The organism is Flavobacterium sp. 103 (assembly GCF_003096795.1).
GTDB lineage: Bacteria > Bacteroidota > Bacteroidia > Flavobacteriales > Flavobacteriaceae > Flavobacterium.
This window is the reverse complement of sequence record NZ_QENX01000001.1, coordinates 4,289,413-4,314,331: the sequence shown is the minus strand read 5'-3', so window position 1 is coordinate 4,314,331 and position 24,919 is coordinate 4,289,413. Positions and strand designations below refer to the sequence as shown.

The 24,919-nt window shown below is 33.0% G+C and carries 16 protein-coding genes; 11 read left to right on the top strand and 5 right to left on the bottom strand.

Going from position 1 to position 24,919, the window contains the following annotated elements; genetic code table 11:
• The first annotated feature begins 47 nt into the window (after positions 1-47).
• From C8C85_RS18295 to C8C85_RS18260, 8 genes are all read left to right on the top strand, one after another.
• Positions 48-1,664: an ABC-F family ATP-binding cassette domain-containing protein gene (locus C8C85_RS18295; RefSeq protein WP_116798307.1), complete on the top strand. Its 1,617-nt coding sequence runs from the start codon at positions 48-50 to the stop codon at positions 1,662-1,664.
• 178 nt (positions 1,665-1,842) lie between these two features.
• Entirely contained in the window at positions 1,843-3,066 is a 1,224-nt protein-coding gene (locus tag C8C85_RS18290; RefSeq protein ID WP_116798306.1) for a DUF418 domain-containing protein, read from the top strand.
• A 125-nt stretch (positions 3,067-3,191) separates the two neighbouring features.
• Positions 3,192-3,731, top strand: coding sequence for a bifunctional pyr operon transcriptional regulator/uracil phosphoribosyltransferase PyrR (gene pyrR, locus C8C85_RS18285; RefSeq protein WP_111410489.1), 540 nt, complete (start codon positions 3,192-3,194; stop codon positions 3,729-3,731).
• 69 nt (positions 3,732-3,800) lie between these two features.
• Complete coding sequence (locus tag C8C85_RS18280) at positions 3,801-4,727, top strand: aspartate carbamoyltransferase catalytic subunit (protein ID WP_116798305.1); 927 nt, start codon at positions 3,801-3,803, stop codon at positions 4,725-4,727.
• 9 nt (positions 4,728-4,736) lie between these two features.
• Positions 4,737-5,069: a ribonuclease Z gene (locus tag C8C85_RS18275; RefSeq protein WP_116798304.1), complete on the top strand. Its 333-nt coding sequence runs from the start codon at positions 4,737-4,739 to the stop codon at positions 5,067-5,069.
• Positions 5,070-5,200: 131 nt separating this feature from the next.
• Positions 5,201-6,109 carry a ribonuclease Z gene (locus tag C8C85_RS18270; protein WP_116798303.1) on the top strand — a complete coding sequence of 303 codons (909 nt, stop codon included), beginning with the start codon at positions 5,201-5,203 and terminating at the stop codon, positions 6,107-6,109.
• A gap of 30 nt (positions 6,110-6,139) precedes the next feature.
• The gene (pdxH, locus tag C8C85_RS18265) at positions 6,140-6,784 is read left to right on the top strand and encodes a pyridoxamine 5'-phosphate oxidase (protein ID WP_116798302.1); all 645 of its coding nucleotides are present in this window, start codon (positions 6,140-6,142) and stop codon (positions 6,782-6,784) included.
• Positions 6,785-6,944: 160 nt separating this feature from the next.
• Complete coding sequence (locus tag C8C85_RS18260; protein WP_116798301.1) at positions 6,945-7,451, top strand: CAP domain-containing protein; 507 nt, start codon at positions 6,945-6,947, stop codon at positions 7,449-7,451.
• A gap of 71 nt (positions 7,452-7,522) precedes the next feature.
• Here the strand turns inward: C8C85_RS18260 and C8C85_RS18255 are convergent, their stop codons facing one another.
• The 5 genes from C8C85_RS18255 to C8C85_RS18235 all read right to left on the bottom strand — a co-directional run bounded on the left by C8C85_RS18255 (position 7,523) and on the right by C8C85_RS18235 (position 20,248).
• A complete protein-coding gene (locus tag C8C85_RS18255; protein ID WP_116798300.1) occupies positions 7,523-9,469 on the bottom strand; it encodes an OmpA family protein in 1,947 nt (648 codons plus the stop codon).
• A gap of 54 nt (positions 9,470-9,523) precedes the next feature.
• Positions 9,524-10,198 (bottom strand): tetratricopeptide repeat protein, encoded by a 675-nt coding sequence (locus C8C85_RS18250; protein ID WP_116798299.1) that lies wholly within the window; start codon positions 10,196-10,198, stop codon positions 9,524-9,526.
• An 85-nt stretch (positions 10,199-10,283) separates the two neighbouring features.
• Complete coding sequence (locus C8C85_RS18245) at positions 10,284-11,195, bottom strand: type IX secretion system membrane protein PorP/SprF (protein ID WP_116798298.1); 912 nt, start codon at positions 11,193-11,195, stop codon at positions 10,284-10,286.
• Between the two features lie 140 nt (positions 11,196-11,335).
• Positions 11,336-19,612 carry a gliding motility-associated C-terminal domain-containing protein gene (locus C8C85_RS18240; RefSeq protein ID WP_116798297.1) on the bottom strand — a complete coding sequence of 2,759 codons (8,277 nt, stop codon included), beginning with the start codon at positions 19,610-19,612 and terminating at the stop codon, positions 11,336-11,338.
• Positions 19,613-19,669: 57 nt separating this feature from the next.
• Positions 19,670-20,248, bottom strand: a complete 579-nt coding sequence (locus C8C85_RS18235) for a hypothetical protein (protein WP_116798296.1) — start codon at positions 20,246-20,248, stop codon at positions 19,670-19,672.
• Between the two features lie 1,225 nt (positions 20,249-21,473).
• On the opposite strand from C8C85_RS18235, the gene C8C85_RS18230 reads away from it, so the two are divergent.
• The 3 genes from C8C85_RS18230 (at position 21,474) to ppk1 (ending at position 24,918) form a co-directional block, all read left to right on the top strand.
• A complete protein-coding gene (locus C8C85_RS18230) occupies positions 21,474-21,974 on the top strand; it encodes a CAP domain-containing protein (protein ID WP_116798295.1) in 501 nt (166 codons plus the stop codon).
• Positions 21,975-22,349: 375 nt separating this feature from the next.
• Positions 22,350-22,835: a SixA phosphatase family protein gene (locus C8C85_RS18225; RefSeq protein ID WP_116798294.1), complete on the top strand. Its 486-nt coding sequence runs from the start codon at positions 22,350-22,352 to the stop codon at positions 22,833-22,835.
• A 7-nt stretch (positions 22,836-22,842) separates the two neighbouring features.
• Positions 22,843-24,918: a polyphosphate kinase 1 gene (ppk1, locus tag C8C85_RS18220; protein ID WP_116798293.1), complete on the top strand. Its 2,076-nt coding sequence runs from the start codon at positions 22,843-22,845 to the stop codon at positions 24,916-24,918.
• The last annotated feature ends 1 nt before the right edge of the window (position 24,919 follow it).

Here is a 24,919-nt window from a genome sequence, read left to right as displayed (position 1 = left end):
CATTATTTTTTTGTACTTTTGCGCAAAATTTTAATAAAGAGACATTCATGTTAACAGTCAATAATTTATCAGTTCAGTTTGGCAAACGAATTTTGTTTGACGAAGTAAATACAACCTTCACACACGGAAATATTTATGGAGTTATTGGAGCCAATGGTGCTGGAAAATCAACTTTTCTTAAAATAATTGCAGGTGATATCGATCCTACTTCGGGGCATATACATTTGGAACCAGGAAAACGTATGTCGGTTTTAAACCAAAACCACAATATGTTTGACGAACATACAGTTTTGGAAACTGTGATGATGGGTAATAAAGTTTTATATGCTGTAAAAACAGAGATGGACGCCCTTTATTTGGATTACAATGATAAAAATGCAGATAGAATAGGGGAGTTACAAGTGCAATTTGAAGAGATGAACGGTTGGAATGCCGATTCTGATGCTGCTTCAATGCTTTCTAATCTTGGTATTTCAGAGGATAACCATTATACATTAATGGGGGATTTGGAGGGGAAAATCAAAGTGAGAGTTCTTTTGGCACAAGCGTTGTTTGGAAATCCAGATTTGTTGATTATGGATGAGCCTACCAATGACTTGGATTTTGAAACCATAGCTTGGTTGGAAAATTTCTTGGCAAATTATGAAAATACAGTAATTGTAGTTTCTCACGATAGACACTTCTTGGATTCAGTTTGTACACATATTTCGGATATTGATTTTGGTAAAATAAACCATTATTCAGGAAATTATACTTTTTGGTATGAATCCAGTCAATTAGCGGCTAAACAGCGTGCACAGCAAAATAAAAAAGCTGAAGAAAAGAAACAAGAATTAGAAGAATTTATTCGTCGTTTTTCTGCGAATGTAGCCAAATCAAAACAAGCTACTTCTCGTAAAAAAATGATTTCTAAATTGAATATTTCAGAGATAAAACCTTCTAGCCGTCGTTATCCTGCCATTATTTTTGATCAGGATCGTGAAGCTGGGGATCAAATTTTAAACGTTCAGAATTTGAGTGCTTCTGTGGATGGAGAAACTTTGTTTAAAGGAGTGGATCTGAATATGGCAAAAGGAGATAAAATTGTTCTTTTTTCTAAAGATTCTAGAGCTACGACTGCGTTTTATGAAATTTTAAACGGGAATCAAACTGCAGATTCAGGTACTTTTGATTGGGGTGTTACGACAAATCAGGCATATTTGCCGGGTGATAATCATTCGTTCTTTGAAAATGATTATACTTTAGTTGATTGGTTACGCCAATGGGCAAAAACAGAGGAAGAACGTGATGAAGTCTTTATTAGAGGTTTCCTTGGGAAAATGATTTTCTCAGGTGAAGAAGCTTTAAAAACTAGTAGAGTTTTATCAGGAGGAGAGAAAGTTCGTTGTATGTTATCCCGAATGATGATGGAGCGTGCTAACATCTTGATGTTAGACGAACCTACCAATCACTTGGATTTGGAATCGATTACTGCTTTCAATAATTCATTGAAAAACTTTAAGGGATCAGTTATTTTTACAACACATGACCATGAATTTGCCCAAACCGTAGGTAATCGTGTTGTTGAGTTAACACCAAACGGAGCTATCGATCGTTACATGACTTTTGATGAATATTTGGATGATGAAAAAGTTCAAGAATTAAGAGTTAAAATGTATTCATAAGAATAAATAAGTTTCAATAAATTATAAGCTTCTACATAAATGTAGGAGCTTTTTTTTTGGGCGATAATGTTCAAAATGAGTGTTTTATTTATAATGAATTTAAAAATTAATTTTTAGTTATTTATAGAAAATTAAGATACTTTTGAGAAAATAATTGTTTCATTTTTTTACCGTGTCTATGTCAAAGAGTACTTTTAATTTTAAAACACCAAGAGTAGAAGTTGTTGATGCCTTGAGAGGATTTGCAATTATGTCTATTATGTTATTGCATAATATTGAACATTTTGATTACTATTATTTTCCGGAAGCCTTACCTGAATGGATGAAAGTCTTGGACAAAGTAATTTGGGAAACCTTATTTTTTCTTTTTGGAGGAAAATCGTATGCCATTTTTGCACTGCTTTTTGGCTTTAGTTTTTATATTCAAAATGATAATCAGGAGAAAAAAGGAAAAGATTTTAGAGGTCGATTTATATGGCGTTTATTGCTATTGTTAGGTTTTGGATTTGTAAATACAATTTTTTACGAAGGCGATATATTAATGATTTATGCCGTTTTGGGACTTGCATTAATTCCTGTTTGTAAATGGAATGATAAAGCTGTTTTTATTACTGCGGTTATTTTGATGTTACAGCCTTTGGAGTGGACAAAGTTCGTTTATATGCTATTCCATCCAGAATATGTTCCAATGCCAAATTTATCAGATCATTATTTTGGAATGATGGGCGAGTATCTCAAAAGCACTTCTTTTATGGACTATGCGATAGGTAATCTCAATATTGGGAGATTTGCATCAGTTGCTTGGTCATGGGAAAATGGACGTTTTTTTCAAGCTCCTGCCTTATTTATGTTGGGTATGTTAGTTGGACGCAGAAAACTTTTTATTGCATCGACCGAAAGTAATTTGTTTTGGATAAAAGCTTTGCAATATGCCATTGTTCTTTTTTTACCATTATTTGCATTAAAGACTTTTTTACCAGATATGATAGTTCGAAAAGCGACTATGAGTAGTCTTTCGGTGATTATAACATCTTGGTCAAATCTTGCTTTTATGATTGTTTTGGTGTCCACATTTATTTTGATTTATCAAAAAGAATCGATTCATAATCTTTTGTCAAAACTGATTCCTTTCGGAAAAATGAGTTTGACCAATTACATCATGCAGTCTATCGTTGGTTCCTTTATTTACTACCGATACGGATTGGGACTTGTTGAATATACAGGAGCTACTTATTGTTTACTGATCGGAATAGTTTTGTTTGTTTTGCAATTATCATTTTGTACTTGGTGGTTAAAAACTCATAAGCAAGGACCATTGGAGTATATTTGGCATAAGGCAACATGGATTTCTTTTAGAAAAAAAAGAAATAATTTTTCTGGTGTTGCAATGAATAAATCCTAATTCGGAATTTGTATATTTGCTTAACCAAACTTACGGATGTTTTGAAATTGCTAATATTAAATATTGTATTTCAAAAATAATACTAAAGATGCCGTAAATCTTTTAAAAACAAATAATTGCTAAATATGAATCAAAAAGTGTTACTCAATTCAAAAGAAGTCAATATTATTTTGAATCGTTTGGCTTGTCAATTAATTGAAAAACATCTTGACTTTTCTGATACTGTTTTGATAGGGATTCAGCCTAGAGGAACTTTTTTGGCAGAACGATTAAAAGAATTATTAGAAAAAGAATATCACATACCAAATGTATCTTTAGGATATTTGGATATCACTTTCTTTAGAGATGATTTCCGAAGAACCAATAAGCCTTTGGAAGCCAATAAAACACAAATTGATTTTTTAGTAGAAGACAAAAAAGTCATATTCATTGATGATGTATTGTATACAGGACGTAGTATTCGTGCTGCTTTGACAGCTATCCAATCTTTTGGGAGGCCTTCTGGAATTGAATTATTGACATTGATTGATCGTCGTTTTAGTAGAGATTTACCTATTCAGCCAGATTATCGTGGTCGTCAAGTAGACGCGATTAATGGTGAAAAGGTAAAAGTTTGTTGGGCTGAGCAAGATGGAGAAGATGGAGTTTATTTAGTGACCAATTAGATTTGGAAATTCAAAAATAAAACGGAACTCCATATTAATAATTATAAAAATCTGAAAATCTAAACTATAATGAGCGAATTAAGTGTAAATCATTTATTAGGTATTAAATATATTAATGAAAATGATATTAACCTGATTTTTGAAACTGCCGATCATTTTAAAGAAGTAATTAATCGCCCAATAAAGAAAGTACCTTCGTTGCGGGATATTACAATTGCTAATATTTTTTTTGAAAACAGTACACGAACAAAATTATCATTTGAATTGGCTCAAAAACGTTTATCAGCTGATGTTATTAGTTTTTCGGCAGCACAATCTTCGGTAAAAAAAGGAGAAACATTAATAGATACTGTAAACAATATTCTTTCGATGAAAGTGGATATGGTAGTTATGCGACATTCGAATCCTGGTGCGGCTTATTTTTTATCAAAAAATGTTAAAGCAAGTATTGTAAATGCAGGTGATGGTGCCCATGAACATCCTACACAAGCCTTATTGGACAGTTATTCGATTAGAGAAAAATTAGGAGATGTAACGGGAAAAAAAGTAGTTATTGTTGGTGATATTTTGCATTCAAGAGTAGCACTTTCGAATATATATGCTTTACAAATGCAAGGTGCCGAAGTTAAAGTTTGTGGACCGAAAACACTTATTCCAAGATATATCGAATCACTTGGAGTGACAGTTGAACCTAATTTGCGTAAAGCACTTGAATGGTGTGATGTAGCTAATATGTTGAGAGTTCAAAATGAAAGAATGGATGTTAATTTTTTTCCATCAACTAGAGAGTACGCCCAACAATATGGCGTTGACAAGGCTTTATTGGATTCACTCGATAAAGAAATTGTAATTATGCATCCAGGACCAATAAACCGTGGTGTTGAAATTACAAGTGATGTAGCCGATTCTCAACAATCGGTGATTTTAAATCAAGTAGAGAATGGAGTTGCTATTAGAATGGCAGTTATCTATCTTTTAGCATCAAAAATCCAATAAACAACGACGATGAAAGTTACCACAAAAGGACATACAACTATAATTAAAGATACAGAAGGGGATATTGTAGAATTTCTTGATAAAATAAATAGCCAATACAATAGTTTCAAAGAGTATAATCTTATTTTGGATATTTCGCACGATAAATCGGTTGATGTAAAATCAATTAAGATTTTTTCAGATTTAATCAAACGCCATAAAAAAGAAAAAAAATCCTTGGTTTTTGTTGTTCAAGATTTGGACTATAATAAAGTTCCGGTTTCTATTACGGTTGTTCCCACCCAATTGGAGGCACTGGATTTGATAGAAATGGATGAAATTGAAAGAGATTTGGGGTTTTAAAATTGTTTAACCGTTTATTTGTTAGATAAATATAAAATTGGATTTAAATAAAAATTCTAGAAAATTATTTTTTAAACAGGCTTTCAATCAACTTTAAACGATTAAACAAATAAACGATTAAACAAAAAAAATTGAAACTTACCATCTTAGGCTGTTATGCCGCTACCCCCCGTACTTTAACCAATCCCACTTCACAGGTTCTAGAAATTAAAAATAGACTTTTTTTGATTGACTGTGGAGAAGGAACCCAAGTTCAGTTGCGTAAAAACAAATTGAAATTTTCAAAAATCAATCATGTTTTTATTTCTCATTTGCACGGGGATCATTTTTTTGGATTAATTGGTTTGATATCCACTTTTGCTCTTTTAGGGCGGACTACAGATTTACATATTTATGGTCCAAAAGGGATCAAAGAGATAATTGATTTGCAATTAAAATTATCAAATTCATGGACTAATTATCAATTGTTTTTTCATGAATTGCAATCTAAGGAAAGTGAAATCGTTTATGAAGATGATAAAGTAATCGTAAAAACGATTCCATTAAAGCATCGTGTTTACACCAATGGTTTTTTATTTCAAGAAAAAATGGGGGAGCGCAGACTCGATTTGAACGCTGTCCATGATTATGAGATTAATACATGTTATTATCAGAATATAAAGAATGGAAGAGACATTACACTTGAAGATGGCCGAATCGTTGAAAATGCTAAATTGACTTTTGATCCAATTCCCGCTTTGAGTTATGCTTTTTGCTCGGATACCAAATACTGTGAGGATATAATTCCTTTAATAGAAAATGTTACTGTATTATATCACGAATCTACATTTTTGCAATCCGAAGAAGCATTAGCAATGAAAACGATGCATTCAACGGCGAAGGAGGCAGCAAGAATTGCTTTGAAAGCCAATGTTAAGCAATTGATCTTAGGACATTATTCTACTCGTTACGATAGTATTGATTTGTTTAAAAAAGAAGCCGAAACCATTTTTAAAGAGGTACTATTGGCAGAAGATGGTAAAAGCTTCGATTTTGAATAACCATTTTAGAAAATTTTAAGTTTAAAAAAAATGAAGGATTTAAGTAGCTATAGAAAATCATACGAGAAAAGTGAATTATTAGAATCTACCATTCCGGAAGATCCTATAAATCTTTTTAATAGATGGTTTCACGAAGAAGAAGATTTTGATGAAAGTGGAGAAGTCAATGCTATGACAGTTTCTACAATTGGATTGGATGGATATCCGAAATCACGTATTGTTTTATTGAAGAAATTCAATGAAGAAGGTTTTATTTTTTTTACTAATTATAATTCTGAAAAGGGTAGGGCTATAATTAATAATCCCAAAATTTGTCTCTCTTTTTTTTGGGAAAGTTTGGAACGACAGGTAATAATAAAGGGGATTGCCCAGAAAACTTCCGAGAATATTTCAGATGGATATTTTGAGTCAAGACCAGATGGCAGTAAATTAGGAGCCATAGTATCCAATCAAAGTGAGGTAGTGCCCTCAAGGGACTATCTTGAAGAAAATTTAAAGCAATTAGAGAAAGATTTTGAAGGAAAAGGAATTCCACGACCAAAGCATTGGGGAGGTTTTTTGGTAACACCTTTAGAAGTAGAGTTTTGGCAAGGAAGACCCAATCGTTTGCATGATAGGATTCGCTATACGCTTCAGGAAGATTTTTCATGGAAAATTTCTCGTCTTGCTCCATAATGTAAGAATACGCTATTATCTTTTGCAATTTTTATGTAGTTCATCGATTTTATTTGGTACTTTTAAGTTTAGTGAGTTTATTTGGATTAAAATTCAACCTAAACCGTTAACATTAAAGCAGTTTGCCCCCAATCTACTTTAAACTTAAACTACTATTTTTATGAATTCGAAATTACTTCGTTTGTCTTTTTTTGCTGCAGTTTTGTGTTTTATGGTTTCCTGTACTGCCGAGGACAGTGCTACAACAAGAGAAACTTCCGAAAATTCTCCAATTGTTTTGAACTATGATTATAGTCCGGTTGAATTAGAAACAATGGCTTTGATTAACAATTACCGAGTAAGTATAGGCTTGAATGCGTTGGAAAAAATTAATCATATTTCATATAAATCCGAAGAGCATGATAATTATATGATTGCCAATAATGTAGTGAATCATGATGATTTTGATGCACGTTCAGCAAATATTATAAAAGTTTTGCATGCAAAAAATGTAAGTGAAAATATAGCCTACAATTACAATAGTGCCAAAGGTGCATTTGATGCTTGGCTAAAAAGCGAAGGACATAAACAAAATATAGAAGGTGATTTTACACATTTTGGAATTTCAATCAGAGAAAATCCAGCAAATGGTAAAAAATATTATACAAATATCTTTGTTAAGATTTAAATTCAAAACTGAATAAAAAACAAAAAAAAAACTACCTTAATGGTAGTTTTTTTTTTTAAAAGAAGATCTCTTTATAGAGCAGTAATGATAAATTCGCTACGTCTATTTTGTTGGTGTTCTTCTTCAGTACATTCTATTCCATCGGAACATTTATTAACTAATTGGGTTTCTCCATAACCTTTGCTGGTTAGTCTATTAGGACTAATACCATTTTTGATTAACCAATCTTTGGTTGATTTGGCTCTTCTTTCAGATAATCCTTCATTGTATTTAAAAGAAGCACGACTATCGGTATGTGAACGGATATCAATTTTCATGTTTGGATATTCAGCCATTACGTCTAATATTTTGGCTAAATCCAGAGCGGCTTCTGATCTAATATTTGATTTGTCTAAATCAAAATAGATCCATTTAATTCCAAAGCATTTACCTAAATCATCACCAACCGCCACTTTGCATAGCGCTTTTTCAAAAGCTAAATCCAATTTAGTTTTACAATCGGGAGTAGGGGCTATTGTTATGGTTTTTTCTACAGTAGTATAATCTCCTTTTTCAGCTCTTACACTATATGTTTTTTTCTTTTTTAAATTAGTAAATGAATAATTACCATTAGAATCAGATTGAACACTACTGATTATTTTATGTTGATCATCATAAAGTGTTACTTTGGAATCTGGAAGTACTTGTCCTGAAACCAGTTCTGATATAACTCCCCCTAATTCAGGTTTACAAAGAGGTTTTACTTCTAAAAATTGATAAATATCATCATATCCTTTCCCACCATCTCTATTGGAAGAGAAAAAACCAATTTTATTCTTTGTATTTATTAAATAGGCAAAATCATCCTTTGGGGAATTGACATCAGCACCCACATTTTGCACCTCATCGAAAGTTCCGTCTGGATTAATTTTTGATACAAATATATCCAAACCTCCAAGTCCAGAATGCGTATCGGAAGAAAAATAGATTTCGTTTTCATCGCTCACAAACGGAAAGGTTTCTTTTCCTACGGTGTTAATAGTTTGTCCTAAATTTTGAGGGGTCCCGTAGCTACCATCGCTATTGATGCTGACTCTAAAAATATCTGATTCTCCCAAGGTTCCAGGCATATCTGAGACAAAATATAATGTTTTTTCATCAGGACTAAGAGCGGGATGAGCAGTACTATAATTGTTGCTGTTGAATGGCAACTCAGTAACATTTCCCCAATCTTTGTCTCCAAAACTGGCTTTGTATAATTTAATCAATGTAACTTTATTATCATCTTTTCCTTTTTTTCCTTCCAAATAATTATTTCTGGTGAAATACATAGTCTTGCCGTCTTTTGTAAAAATTGCACTGGCTTCATGAAATTTTGATTTCACACCTTTTGAAAATTTGCTTACTTTTTCAGCCTTTAATGAATCACCACTTAAGTTAGCTTCATATAAATTTGTAAAATACTGATCTGTCCAAGTATGTTTTCTTTGTCCTAAGCTTCCTGTATCTCTTGACGAAGTAAAAACTAATTTATTTTCATTGTAGAATGAACTTCCATAATCAGAATATTTAGTGTTAATTCCAGCGTCCTTAACTTTATATCGTCCTGAATTTTCTTTTATTTCATCTAAGAAATTTACTTCCTGGATATAAAGCTCTCCTTTTTTGGCATTGTCTGATTTTTCATTGTAGATTTTAAGCATTTCATTTGCCTTTTCATTATCACCTGTAGATCTTAGGCAGTAGGCATATCTGTAATAGTATACAGGATCAACATTTGTTGTTAAAGCAAATAACTGGCCATACCAATTAGCAGCCTTATCTAATTCAGAATTAAAGAAATATGCATTACCCAATTTTTGGAACATATCAGGTGATTGATATCCTTTTGCAGCAATTCTTTCGTATGTTTTTATTGCGTCAATATAGGCGTAATTGTCGTATTTTTTATCCGCATTTGCTACTTTAGCTTTTTGGGCATAATTGCTTAATGAAGAGAAGTAAAGTATTGCTAAGTAAATTACTGTAATGTTTTTCATAATATTAATTTTTTAGGAATCTTTAATAATATTTTTGATTACTATAAGAGTTTTTCATCGAGTATTGTTACTAGATAATTGATTGAATTTTTTTAGATATTCATTGGCCTTATCCGTTTTTCCAATCGATTTTAGCGCAATAGAATAGCGGTAATAATATTCAGGTTCTAAATCCGATGTTTTACTAAATAGTTTGCCATAACATTTTTCAGCTTTATCTAATTCGTCATTAAAAAAATAGGAGTCTCCCATTTTTTTTAACATATCAATAGATTCATATCCTTTTTCTGCAACTCTTTCATATGTTTTAATAATATCTATATAAGCATACGAATCTACTTTTTTTGGTGCATCGGAAATTGAAATTTTTGCATTTTCAGTTTTCAATGTTGTATCCGATTTTAGAATAGTTTTTTCATCTTGTAGCCCTTCTTTAAATACAGGTGTAACAATTCGTTTGCTGTTTGGACCTAAATCATATGTTCGAATTAGTTTTGGGTTACTTACATCATAAACTGTTTTGTAACCTCCAAATTTCATGGGGACGGTTTCTTCTACATGATAATATTTCACTTTCATGTTAGGATGGTAAATTTTATCATCCATTGCTAAACTATTTGTAGAATCACCTATTTTTTTTTCATTTAATGAAACCGTACTTTTTTGAGTCCAACTATTGAATGAAAATAAACTTATAATTACCGTGTAAAGAAGTATTTGATTTTTCATGACATTTATTTTAAGAGTAAACACTTTTTATGATGTAATTACTATTTGCTGACTCTTTTCATTGATAGACTAAACTATTATAGGATTAAAAGAATCTAGGTGTTGTGATTTTGTTATTTTTCTTAAATATCTCATAACGTAAGAAAATCTCATGAGAACCAGAGTTGTAATTATCTAGTTCAGTAGTTTCAAAATCATAGCTATATCCAACGTAGAAAGCGTCTGAAATTTGGAAACCAGCCATAGCACTCACTGACGCACTCCATCTATAGGCCAGACCAACAACAAATTTTTCGTTGAACATAAAGTTACCTGAAAGATCAACTTGCAAAGGAGAACCTTCCACTAATTTGGTCATGAAAGTAGGTTTAAACTTTATTGATTGGTTTAAATCAAAAACATATCCCCCAATCAAATAATAGTTTATTTTTTCTTTATAAATAGCTACATCATTATCATTGTATGCATCTGTCTCTATAAAGTTAGGAATTGAAAATCCTAAATAGGCTTTATGTGAATGTAAATAAATACCAGCTCCAATATTTGGGGAAAATTCATTGTCAAAATTTTGAAATTGGGGATCCGTTTGATCACTTGGATTTAATTTATTCACATCTATGCTAAATAAATTTGCGGTTCCCTTCACACCAAATGACAACTTATACGATTCAGAAACTGGAATAGTATAGGATATATCAGCCGATATGGAATTGGTAGTTGATGGCCCAATTTCATCATTAACTATAGAAACTCCTAATCCTAATTTGCTATTGTTGAAAGGAGTGTTTACAGATAATGTATTGGTTATAGGAGCACCATCAAGGCCAACCCATTGCGTACGATGCAAAGCGAAAAAGCTTAAGGCACCTCTCGAACCAGCATATGCAGGGTTCACATTTATTGTGTTGTACATATATTGAGTATATTGAGCATCTTGTTGCGCATAACTTGCAATGGCTGTAAACATCATAACGATTGAAAATAATTTTGTTTTCATAGTTAGCTATTTGTTGGTTTAAATTGGCTATTTTTCAACAGCATAGTTTTGAGGATTTATTTATTAATAGTATTATTTTTTATAAAAGATAGTTGAAGATGCTCTGAAGAGGCAATCCTCAGAGCATTTTCAATTCCTATTTATTTTACTAAATAGAGATATCCATCTTTTTTAACGTTTAGTGTTTTGCCAAGGCCATCAACGGTGTCGTAACTTATTATGTAGAAGTATGTTCCTGTTGGCAAACCTTCGTTTTTATTAATGGTTGTTCTTCCCTCGGATCTTCCTCTAAATGCGTTACCTTCATTATTATAATTGTCTTTCTCGAAAACTAAAACTCCCCAACGATTGAATACTTCAACTCTTATATTTTTATAGCAATCGTTGTTTTCTAAGTTTTCAATTTGGAAATAATCATTTCGACCATCTTCATTAGCAGAGAAGGCATTGTGTACAATTATAGTTTTACAAGGAAGCACTTTACAGTCATCATTAATTGGCATTATGAGGATTAGACTTCTTGGACAATCACCTGCAACTTTATATTCAAAATGGTATGTGTTTACAGGTATTCCAAAAGCATTTAGAATATTCCCGTTTAATACTCCCACATTATCAGTGTTGATCCAAGTTCCATCTGTTGGTATTCCTTCAGGTAATAATTTTGTCAAATCAATCGGAGTTGTATCAGCATTACAAAATGCAGGGCTGGTGATTGTAATAGGCTCAATTGCAGCAACATTGATTGTGATTGTTGATGTACCGCAGTTTGTAGGATTTGCAGCTTCACAAACTTGATAGTCAAAAGTGTATTGTCCTGCTGCTACTCCTTTTATGAATGTTACATTTCCTTGTTCATCTATTTTGATGTATTGTCCGAGTGCAGTTAACAATTTGAATTTAAAATCACTCAAATTTGCTGGTGAACCATTCAATAAATCGTTGCTTAAAGCATTTCGGATTGCATCACCAATTGTACATTGCGTTACACTAAAGAGGTCAGCGGTCGGTTGTATGTCGGCAAACATTTTACAACTGATACCAAAATCGATATCTAAATGAACTTGGTTATCAGCACTTACAACAGCCGTTTGTGGATTAGCATTTGTAGGTCCACAAACTTCAAAGCTTGCTGGTTTACCAGTTTTTGGAGATTTTCCATTTTTAGTTGTACTTGGTAAAACTTTTACTAATCCTGTAGCACCCATTGCTGAAGATTGCGCTTCTAAGTTGGCATCCATTTTTAGTTCAACTTTATAGTCTCCGAATGCACCAACAGGCGGTCTGTTTCTCCAGAAACCTTGAATACCAATAATAACACTGGCAGCGTAATCATTAGGGCCTGTTACAAATATATTTGAAGATTTTGCGTTACCAAAACCAGCCGCATTCAATTCCCCAACATTCGTTGGACCTTGATAGCTACCATCACCATTAAGGTCAATCCATTCCCATTTGCTATAATCAAATGATCCATTGGCATCAGGTATGTTTTTAGTTACCAAATTATCATTGTTGGCATCAAACCATTCGTCTTGTATTCCATTGTTGTTTGCATCGTACCAAACAAAGTCTCCTAATACAGGCAAATCAGATTTGTCATATCCAAAATCATGTGTTTGATATATACAGTTTTCTAAAGTTGTAAAGAATAAACTTGAATTTACTGGATATAATTGATAGGCACTATTTAAGTTAGCATCTTGTACTTGTACTAAATAATCACCGGGAACCATTCCTGTAAAATTATAATACCCTTGTGCATTAGTGATTCTAATTAATATTGGGCCAGTTGTTGTTCCTTGAGGAACTAACGTTACTGGGACATTTGCTAGAGGAGTGTTAGTCCCTGCATTGAAAACAATACCGGCAATTTTTGTAGTATTATTACAAATTACAGTTATAGTCACAGTCGCAGTATCACAATTTCCATTGTCTGCAATTTCACAAATTTGATACACTAAGGTATATGTTCCAGCTGGCGTGCCATCTTTTAAATCTATAGATCCATCTGTATTCATTGTCATATAACCTGTTGCATCTGGTGTTACTAAAGTTAAAGTAACATCGGCAGGATTTACAGCCGCAGTATTCAAAGTATCATTGGTGAATACATTAAGAACATTAGAAGCACCATTTATTCCGTCTATAGGCCCAGCTGTGTCATCTACAGCATCAATTTTAAATGTAGGTCTAGAGGTGCAGAATGGATCCGATGGAGGATAATTTGCTACTATTGTTTGACTTGGATTTAATGTAAATGTCACAGAAGCTGTTGGTCTAAGGTTTTCAAAACCATCAGGGCCTTCAATCCATTTTCCGTCTACCAATAACCAACCAGGCCAATCGGTTCCATTACCATTTTCATCAACAATTGCTCCTGGCCAAAGTACTTTTCCATTCAATGGTAAGTTAGTCATTGTTGCAACTACATTATTATTACTATCAGTCCATGTCAATGTCAATCCATTTACAGGAGTGAAATTATTGGCAGTAGTTGTATAGCTGAAGTAAGGAACATCATTAATACAAATTCCTTCCCCAGATACTGTCATGGTTGGTCCTTCTATATTTACGGTTACTGTAGCGGTATCACAATTCGTGTTGTTTAATTTTTCACATATTTGATATGTCATTGTTTGAGTTCCAACTGGAGCATCTGGTAATACATCAATTGAACCATCAGGATTCATTTGTAAAAATGGGTTTGATGTTACAGTTGTTAAAATTACATCTGCTGGATTTACAGGCAATGCATTCAATGTATCATTAGTGAAAACGTTGATGACATTTGGTGTAGTTTGATTCACACCAACAATTGTACCTGCATTATCATCTACAGCATCAATTGGATTTGTTTTTTCGTTCACAATTTCATCATCTGATGCACTTATTGGTGTTTCATTTGGCGTAAATCCATCCGCTTTTGCAACATTAGTAACTGAACCTGTATTTAAATCTTCTTGAGTTACAGTATAACTTTGTGTATATTCTGAACTCGCACCTGGAGCTAAATCAGCTATAATTGTGTCTAATCCAGTAAGTGGATCTTTTACGGTTATTTGATGTAATGTTTGGTTACCTGTGTTTTTTACAGTTATGGTATAATTAATTACATCTCCAACAACACTATAACTTGCAGTTGTTGCGGTTTTAATAACTACCAATCCAGGAGACTGAGTTAGCGGTGTAATTGTACAATCAGGACATTCTGGATCTATTGGACAAGTGGTACAAGGTGTAGGATCTGATGAAGTATCCGTTACAGGATTTCCTTTTGGATCTTTTGATGTCACCGTTGCCAAGTTATACACATATCCAGTATTGATGTCTTCTTGAGTGATAGCATGCGAACCAGAAAATGTTGTTGAGTCAGTTGACCCGACAGCTAAGACTGCAATTGGTCCGCCTGTAATAGTTGCATTATTATCAGTGACTGTTACATTGGTTAATGTTACATTTCCAGTATTTTTCACTACGAAATTGTAAGTAACCATGTCTCCCACATTCGTAATACCATCATTATTACTATCTACATAAGTTCCGTCTTTAGTAATGTTTATACTAGGAGATTGTGTTAGTGGTGTAATTGTACAATCAGGACACTCAGGATCGATTGGACAAGTGGTACAAGGCGTAGGATCAGAAGAAGTATCCGTTACAGGATTTCCTTTTGGATCTTTTGATGTCACCGTTGCTAAGTTATACACATATCCAGTATTGATGTCTTCTTGAGTGATGACATGCGAACCGGAGAATGTTGTTGAGTCAGTTGCCCCGACAGCTAAGACTGCAATTGGTCCGCCTGTAATAGTTGCATTATTATCAGTGACTGTTACATTGGTTAATGTTACATTTCCAGTATTTTTCACTACGAAATTGTAAGTAACCATGTCTCCCACATTCGTAATACCATCATTATTACTATCTACATAAGTTCCGTCTTTAGTAATGTTTATACTAGGAGATTGTGTTAGTGGTGTAATTGTACAATCAGGACACTCGGGGTCGATTGGACAAGTTGTACAAGGTGTCGGGTCTGAAGATGTGTCGGTCACAGTTTTATCTTCAGGATCTTTTGCTGTTGCCGTAGCTAAGTTGTATACATATCCTGTATTGATATCATCTTGAGTGATAACATGTGAGCCAGAGAATGTGGTTGAGTCGCTAGCTCCAACAGCTAGTGTAGCAATTGGCCCACCTGTTATAGTTGCATTGTTATCTGTAACTGTTACATTGGTAAGGTCTACACTTCCAGTATTAGTAACTACAAAGTTGTAAGTGACAATATCTCCAACATTGGTGATACCATCATTATTACTATCCACATAGGTTCCGTCTTTGGTAATATTGATACTTGATTCAGAAATTATATATGTATAATTAGCTTTACAACCTTTGCTATCAGTAATTTCAACACTATATGTACCATTTGGTAAGTTTGAAATATCTTCTGTTGTTGCTCCATTTGACCATAAGAATGTATATGGAGCTGTTCCTCCCGAAACTGTTAGATTAATGGAACCATTGCTGCAACCAATACAATTATTGTTATTAATGATTATTGCTGTAGCGCTTAAAGTGGCACTTGGTTGGGTGATGGTAATCGATTTGGTTGCTTTACAGCCTTTGCTATCCGTCACGGTCACTTCATAAGTTCCAGCACCAATGCCTGATAAATCTTCAGTAGTGGCGGCAATTGTATTTCCGTCTTTTTTCCAAGTAAAAGTATAAGGAGAAGTTCCACCAGTGATAGTCAAGTTGATGGCTCCAGTAGTATCATTATGACAGTTTACGTTGGTTTGCGAAGTTACGGCGATGCTTAACGCGGCATTTGGTTGAGTTATTATGATTGATTTGGTTGCTTTACAACCTTTGGCATCGGTTACGGTTACTTCATAAGTTCCGGCGCCAATTCCAGATAAATCTTGAGTTGTGGCTGCGATCGCGTTTCCGTCTTTTTTCCAAGTATAAGTATAAGGAGAAGTTCCTCCAGAGATAGTCAAATCTATGGCTCCAGTGGTATCATTATAACAGTTTACGTTGGTTTGTGAAGTTACGGCGATGCTTAAACCTGCGTCTGGTTGAGTGATTGTAATCGATTTTATTGCTTTACAACCTTTATCATCGGTTACGGTTACTTCATAAGTTCCGGCGCCAATTCCAGATAAATCTTGAGTTGTGGCTGCGATCGCGTTTCCGTCTTTTTTCCAGGTATAAGTATAAGGAGAAGTTCCGCCAGAGATAGTCAAATCTATGGCTCCAGTGGTATCATTATAACAGTTTACGTTGGTTTGTGAAGTTACGGCTATACTTAAACCCGCATTTGGTTGAGTAATTGTAATCGATTTTATTGCTTTACAACCTTTATCATCGGTTACGGTTACTTCATAAGTTCCGGCTCCAATTCCAGATAAATCTTGAGTTGTGGCTGCGATTGCGTTTCCGTCTTTTTTCCAGGTATACGTATAAGGAGAAGTTCCGCCAGAGATAGTCAAATCTATGGCTCCAGTGGTATCGTTATAACAGTTCACGTTGGTTTGTGAAGTTACGGCTATACTTAAACCCGCATTTGGCTGAGTAATTGTGATCGATTTTATTGCTTTACAACCTTTATCATCGGTTACGGTTACTTCATAAGTTCCGGCGCCAATTCCAGATAAATCTTGAGTTGTGGCTGCGATCGCGTTTCCGTCTTTTTTCCAGGTATAAGTATAAGGAGAAGTTCCTCCAGTGATAGTCAAATCTATGGCTCCAGTGGTATCGTTATAACAGTTCACGTTGGTTTGTGAAGTTACGGCTATACTTAAACCCGCATTTGGTTGAGTAATTGTGATCGATTTGATTGCTTTACAACCTTTATCATCGGTCACGGTTACTTCATAAGCTCCGGCGCCAATTCCAGATAAATCTTGAGTTGTGGCTGCGATTGCGTTTCCGTCTTTTTTCCAAGTATAAGTATAAGGAGAAGTTCCGCCAGAGATAGTCAAATCTATGGATCCAGTGATATCGTTATAACAGTTAACGTCGGTTTGAGAGGTTACGGCTATACTTAAACCCGCATTTGGTTGAGTAATTGTGATCGATTTGATTGCTTTACAACCTTTATCATCGGTCACGGTTACTTCATAAGTTCCGGCGCCAATTCCAGATAAATCTTGAGTTGTGGCTGCGATTGCGTTTCCGTCTTTTTTCCAAGTATAAGTATAAGGAGAAGTTCCTCCAGTGATAGTCAAATCTATGGCTCCAGTGGTATCGTTATAACAGTTCACGTTGGTTTGTGAAGTTACGGCTATACTTAAACCCGCATTTGGTTGAGTAATTGTGATCGATTTTATTGCTTTACAACCTTTATCATCGGTCACGGTTACTTCATATGTTCCGGCTCCAATTCCAGATAAATCTTGAGTTGTGGCTGCGATTGCGTTTCCGTCTTTTTTCCAAGTATAAGTATAAGGAGAAGTTCCGCCAGAGATAGTCAAATCTATGGCTCCAGTGGTATCGTTATAACAGTTCACGTTGGTTTGAGAAGTTACGGCTATACTTAAACCCGCATTTGGTTGAGTAATTGTGATCGATTTGATTGCTTTACAACCTTTATCATCGGTCACGGTTACTTCATAAGTTCCGGCGCCAATTCCAGATAAATCTTGAGTTGTGGCTGCGATTGCGTTTCCATCTTTTTTCCAAGTATAAGTATAAGGAGAAGTTCCTCCAGTGATAGTCAAATCTATGGCTCCAGTGGTATCGTTATAACAGTTAACGTCGGTTTGAGAGGTTACGGCTATACTTAAACCCGCATTTGGTTGAGTAATTGTGATCGATTTGATTGCTTTACAACCTTTATCATCGGTTACGGTTACTTCATATGTTCCGGCGCCAATTCCAGATAAATCTTGAGTTGTGGCTGCGATCGCGTTTCCGTCTTTTTTCCAAGTATAAGTATAAGGAGAAGTTCCTCCAGAGATAGTCAAGTCGATGGCTCCAGTAGTATCGCCATAGCATTTAATGTCGGTTTGAGAGGTCACGGCTATACTTAAACCCGCATTTGGTTGAGTAATAGTAACTGATAATTCGCTTGATGCACAGCCGTTTTTATCTGTTGCAATTACAGTATAAGTGCCAGCTCCTAATCCAGTTAAGTTTTGAGTGGTTGCATACGCTGATCCATTTTTTTTCCATGCATAAGTATAAGGGCCTGTTCCTCCTGTGGCATCATTAATTGTTATTGCACCGGTAGTATCTCCAAAACAATTCACATTAGTTTGCGAAGCTAAAGTAACAGAAGGGCAGGGGATATTTGTGGAAGGTGTTGCAATGTCCAAGAATGTATTTGTACATGCTGAATTTTTATAATCAAGTCTTGAAGTACTAACCGTTTTTGTACCACAGACATTTGATTTTGGAGTCAATTCATATTTTAATGTAATAGTTTCAACATTCAAAAAATCTATATTCCAAGAAATAACTTGTCCAGAAACTGATGCTGTTCCTTTAGAAGGGGTAATAGCTCCAATTGTAAAATCAGCACTTACAGTTTCTTTGTCAAATGGGGTGCCCGAAATTTGTTGAGCGACCCAAGAAAGTTGTGTAAATATATTTGAGTATATACCGGTCAAATCTGCACCACTTTCTGTAAAAAATGCTCCTGCGGATTGAATATTGTTTAAAGTATATTCAGCATTAGTTTGATCAGTACCGGAAATAGCACCAAAAAGGCCTACGCTAAATATTTGATTATTATATACAACACTTGATACAGTTGTTGTTTTAGCATCAGTTGCAGCCGTTATAGCTGATTGGATACAGCTACCACCTTGACCTGCCGTGCAAGATTGATCGTTACCAGTCCTATTAGCAACACCATCTGTCAATAATACAATACTTCTAGAGGTTACACAATCAAATGTTCCATGAGCTGTTAGTTCATCGTCTGCTTTTTTAATACCATCTTGAATATTAGTACTACCATTTGCAGTCAATGCATTTATTGCACTTATTAAATCGGCTTGGCCAGTTGATAAGGTTAATGGTTTTACAATGGTGGCAGTATTACTATATTTAACTATGGAAATTTTGTTTTTTCCAGTTGGATTATTAGCGGCTAGAAAAGTTTTATTTATAAAATCTATAGCTGCATCTTGTGCATGGGCTAAAGGTTTTGGATTATTACCATCACCCATACTCCCAGAAACATCGATGACTAAAACTACTTCAAGAGGTCTTGAAACTGGATTGGCGCCTTGAATTTTTAATTCTACATCAATTTTCCCACAAACACCTGGTCTAACCGTAACTGTTTTTGTAGGGGTAATTGTTTGTGCAGAACCTAGTACAGATGACAGAATTAAAAGAATTGCAAATAATTCTTTTTTTAATCCTTCTATATAATTGCTGAAGTGTAAAATTTTTTTCATTTTTTAACTATATTAAGGTGAATAACCTAGGTATTAGAAGTATGGATTCTTAAACAATTATTCTTGATTAGGATCACTAACTAAAGTATGTAGAATTGTACTAACTTTATAAGAAGAACAAGCTGTAGCTGTTGCAGTTATTTCAGTGCAGTTCCATCTGCTTACGGTTGTCCCTACGGGAACTTTGACATTTACCAAAAAACTTGCAGTTTCTCCTGGACTTAAAGAAATTTCGGAGATTGAATTTAGAGAAGCATCAGAAAAGGAGACGTTTAAATTTACATTGCCAGAGACATTACTTCCGTCATTATTTGAACAACTACTATTTACATTCGAGGAACTCAAAGTATAGGTTGAATTTGATGATCCTGTATTTGAAATTTGTATTGTATAAGATGTTCCCTCGGGAGGAACACTTTGAGTAAATCTGTTTTTTTCTACTTGAATGGTTGCTTTACAAGAGCTCGACTGAGAATAAGTAATAGAGCTATTTAATAATAAAATCGATGCAAGAAATAACATTGAAGGTTTCGGTGACACTTTTTCATATGCAAATGCTAAAAACAATAAAAGATGTTTTTTAAGTTCAATTGCTAAAAAGTTTTTGAATAGGTTTAGCGTAGTTTTAGGTTTCATATTCTTAGTTTTTTTAATTGAAATTATGGTTAATGATTAGAGTTGAAAACTTGACTGCTTTTGCCTATAATGAACAGGCAAACTAACTAATACATGCAGTAGGTTCGAGAAAGACAATTTTGACTTGATTTGGATTTGGGAAAGAAATCAAATTAAAATTTTGTTTTGTCTAAATTGAAAACTGAAGCTTAATATCAGTTAACAATGAATTGAAGTAGGTTTTTTATTAATTCTATTTTGATTCAGATTTGGGAATTAAATCAAATTAAAATTTTTTTGTCTAAATTGAAAACTGAAGCTTAATATCAGTTAGCAATGAATTGAAGTAGGTTTTTTTGTCAATTTAATTTTGATTGAGATTTGGGATTACAATCAAAACTTTCTTTTTAATTTGCTAACACATACGTGGTTAACAGGTACTTGTAGTAGATTTTTTTTATTTTGATTGAGATTTGGGAATACAATCAAAATTTTCGGTTTCAGCATTAAAGCTTGCAGTAGGTTACAAAATAATTTTTAAAACATTTTTTATTTGGGGTTAAAAAACTAATAAATTATTTATATACCAAAATTATAAAGAATGTTCATAATACAATCTGATTGTCTTTGAAAAACCTAAATACTCGTTGAAGAGTTAAAAATATAAGTAAAATACCTTAAAAAAATAATATTTTTTTTGATCTGTTTTTACTTTTTTCTAACAAAGTGATTCTTAAAAATGGTAATTATATTTAATTGTCTTTAAAAAATTGTGTCTTATGATACGAATAGTTTAAGAATGTGCCACTTTTGATGTAATAAATATAGTATTATAAAATGCTGATAACTGAATAGCTAAAATTTATAAATCACCTGCAAATCAATGTTTTGACCATAATTTAAAACATTGTTTAGACTACTGTTTAAAACTAAAATGATAATTAAAAAGCGGTTAATCTTAAATTTAAACATACTACTAAAAAGTGTGATTTGGTATCTCAAGAATTTCTAGTTCTTGAAGAAAGTTATAACTTAAATTTTTTAAATTCTATTTGAAGTTATCTATTTGTAAATTAAATAGTTAAGTTTTAATTGAAATATTTTACCTATAAAAATATAAAATACAGTGTATTTCAACGATTATTTTTTGCACTTAAACGAATATATTGTTTATTTGACAAATGAAATTTAATAACAATTTAAGTTTTTGCCCCACATCTACCTTAAATTTAAACCTATACTATTTATGAAAACAAAATTTATCCGTTTTGTAACCATTAGTTTTCTGCTTTCTATTTTAACATCATGTACATCTGAAGATAATTCAAAGGAGACTGAAGCAAAATTGCCAATAGTCACTGTTTATAATTATAGTCCAATGGAATTGGAAACAATGACATTAATAAATAATTATAGAGTGAGTATTGGATTAAATGCTTTGGAAAAAATAAATCACGTCTCTTATAAATCAGAAGAGCATGATGAATATATGATTGCAAATAATGTTGTCAATCATGACGATTTTGTGGCTCGATCAGAAAATATAATAAAAGCATTGGGTGCGTTAAGAGTAAGTGAAAATATCGCATATAATTATAATAGCGCACAAGCTGCATTTGATGCCTGGATGAATAGTCCTGGCCATAGAGAAAATATTGAAGGTGATTTTACACATTTTGGATTATCTATAAGAGAGAACCCCGTTAATGGAAGAAAATATTATACAAATATTTTCGTAAAAATCTAAGTTTTGTTTGTTTTGTATGTTTGTAATAGGGCTGTCATCTTTTGACAGCTTTTTTTTTGCAATAGTTTCAAATAATAAATATCCGAGAATGATTTGTTGGTTTTGATTCAGCTCAATAATTAAGAATAAAATTGTATTACATTGTTATTGCCGGAAGTGTATTTTTATAACTTCACTGAAATTGATATTTAACTTTAAATAAAAATTAAAATTAAGATTTTAAACTTTTTTTTGTAAATTGTAGCTCCCTAAGATTTTCTAGTTCAATTTGTTTAATTGAAATCTAACCTAATTAAAATAGTTAATTTATTGAATTTCACCTAATTAATTTTATTGTGGTGTCATTTTTGTTTTATAAAATAAAAGTTGTGATGTATGAAAAATTTAATTTTAATTCGGCATGCAAAGTCTAGTTGGGAAGCACCTTTACATGATAAAGATAGACCGTTGACTTCACAAGGAATGCAAAGTGCTCATTTAGTTTCTTCTCATGCTATTAAATATTTGCCCAAAACCTTTAGTATTTGGAGTAGTACAGCTGAAAGAGCGATAGAAACGGCATTGATTTTTGCTCAAAATATAAATTTCCCTTTGGAAAGCATTATATATAAGGACGAGCTATATACTTTTGATGAAAGAAAATTGGAAAAAGTTATCAAATCATATAGTAATGGTTATGATAGTATAATTATATTCGGACATAACGAGGCTATTACAAATTTTGTTAATAAATTTGGGGATGTTAACATTGATAATGTTCCTACAGCTGGATTTGTTCATATTGAATTTGATAATGAAAGCTGGGACACTATTAATAAAGGCAAGACAAAAAAAATACTATTCCCCAGAGATTTAAAATAAATAAAAAGTGTTTGAACATAAATATATTGATAGAGAGAAAAGCTGGTTGGCTTTTAATGCTCGAGTGTTACAAGAGGCTGCCGATGATACGGTACCATTATTAGACAGGTTAAGGTTTTTAGGAATTTTTTCCAATAATTTAGATGAATTTTTTAGAGTTCGATTTGCCGCCATAAGGCGTTTGAGTTTGAGTGGCATTTCTGGCGAAAAATATTTTGGCGGAGTTACTGCACAACAATTGATTAAAGATATAACAGAGATTGTTATCCAACAGCAATCCGAGAGTTTAAGAATTCTTAATAATATAGAAGAACAATTAGAAACCGAGAATATCTTTATTATTCATGAAAATGACATTAATAAAGAGCAAGAAGCCTTTTTGAAAGATTTTTTTATTCAAAAGCTAAGTCCTGAGCTTGTAACCATTATATTAAATGATTTAGCAGAATTTCCTGTTCTTAAAGATTCATTGGGATATTTGGCAGTAAAACTCGTGATGAAAAAAAATCTAGAAGTTCGTTACGCCATTATTGAGATTCCTAAAATGATTAATCGTTTTGTTGTATTACCTTCCAACAATGAAAAACAATATGTTATTCTGATTGACGACGTTATCAGAATGCACTTGAGCAGTATTTTTAATATTTTCAATTACGAAAGTGTTTCGGCTCATATGATTAAAATAACAAGAGATGCTCAATTGGATATTGATAGCGATTTGAGCAAAAGCATGCTTGAAAAAATATCGTCTAGTGTAAAAGACAGAAGAATAGGAGAGCCAGTTCGTTTTATTTATGATCAGGAGATAGACAAGGACACACTAAAGTTTTTTCTGGACAAAATGAATATCGATTCTACGGATAGTATTATTCCGGGAGGAAGATATCATAATAGACGGGATTATATGGATTTCCCGAATCTTGGAAGATTTGATTTATTGTATAAAAAAAACGATCCTCTTCCAATACCTGGATTAAGTCTTGAAGGCAGTATTTTGGAAAAAATTGCCGAAAAGGATTATTTGTTAAATGCACCATATCAATCTTTTGCTTACTTAATAAAATTTTTGCGTGAAGCGGCTTTGGATCCCAAAGTAACTTCAATCAAAATTACTTTATATCGATTAGCCAAAAATTCTCAAATCATAAGTTCTTTGATTAATGCGGCAAAAAATGGAAAAAAAGTTATTGTTCAAATAGAATTGCAAGCCCGATTTGATGAGGCTTCTAATATTTCTTATTCCGAACAAATGCAAACCGAAGGAATCCAGCTTATTTTTGGAATAAAAGGATTGAAGGTTCATAGCAAAGTCTGCGTGATTGAAAGAATGGAGAAAAATAAAATAAAGCGATATGGTTTTATTTCGACAGGAAATTTTAATGAGGCTACAGCAAAAATTTATACGGATGTTACACTTTTTACATGTCATCCTCAAATATTAAAAGACATATCAAAAATATTTGAATTTTTTGATATCAATTATAAAGTGCAACGCTATAAACACCTTATTGTTTCGCCTCAATATACAAGACATCGTTTTGTGAAACTGATCGATCGAGAAATTGCACACGCAATAGCTGGTAGAAAGACTTACATGAAATTAAAAATGAATAGTTTGTCTGATTTGGCTATGATTGATAAATTATATGAAGCGAGCAAAGCAGGTGTGAAAATTCAATTGGAAGTAAGAGGTATTTGTTCATTAATTCCTGGAGTTAAAGGGTTGAGTGAAAATATTGAAGCTATTAGTATAGTCGATAATTATTTGGAACATTCAAGAGTTTATATTTTTGGGAATGCTGGATTTACCGAAGTTTATATTTCATCGGCCGATTTTATGACCAGAAATATAGATGCAAGAGTAGAAGTTACGTGTCCAATTTATGATCAAGAAATTAAAAATGAATTGATTGAAAATTTTGATATCGGTTGGAAAGGAAATGTAAAAGCAAGATTTCATTCTTATAAACTAGATAATAAATACAGGATAAGGAATGATAATCCAATTTTTAGAGCCCAGTTGGAAACCTATAATTATTACCTAAGAAAAGTTGAATTGACAGGGGAATTAAAAGAAGATTAAA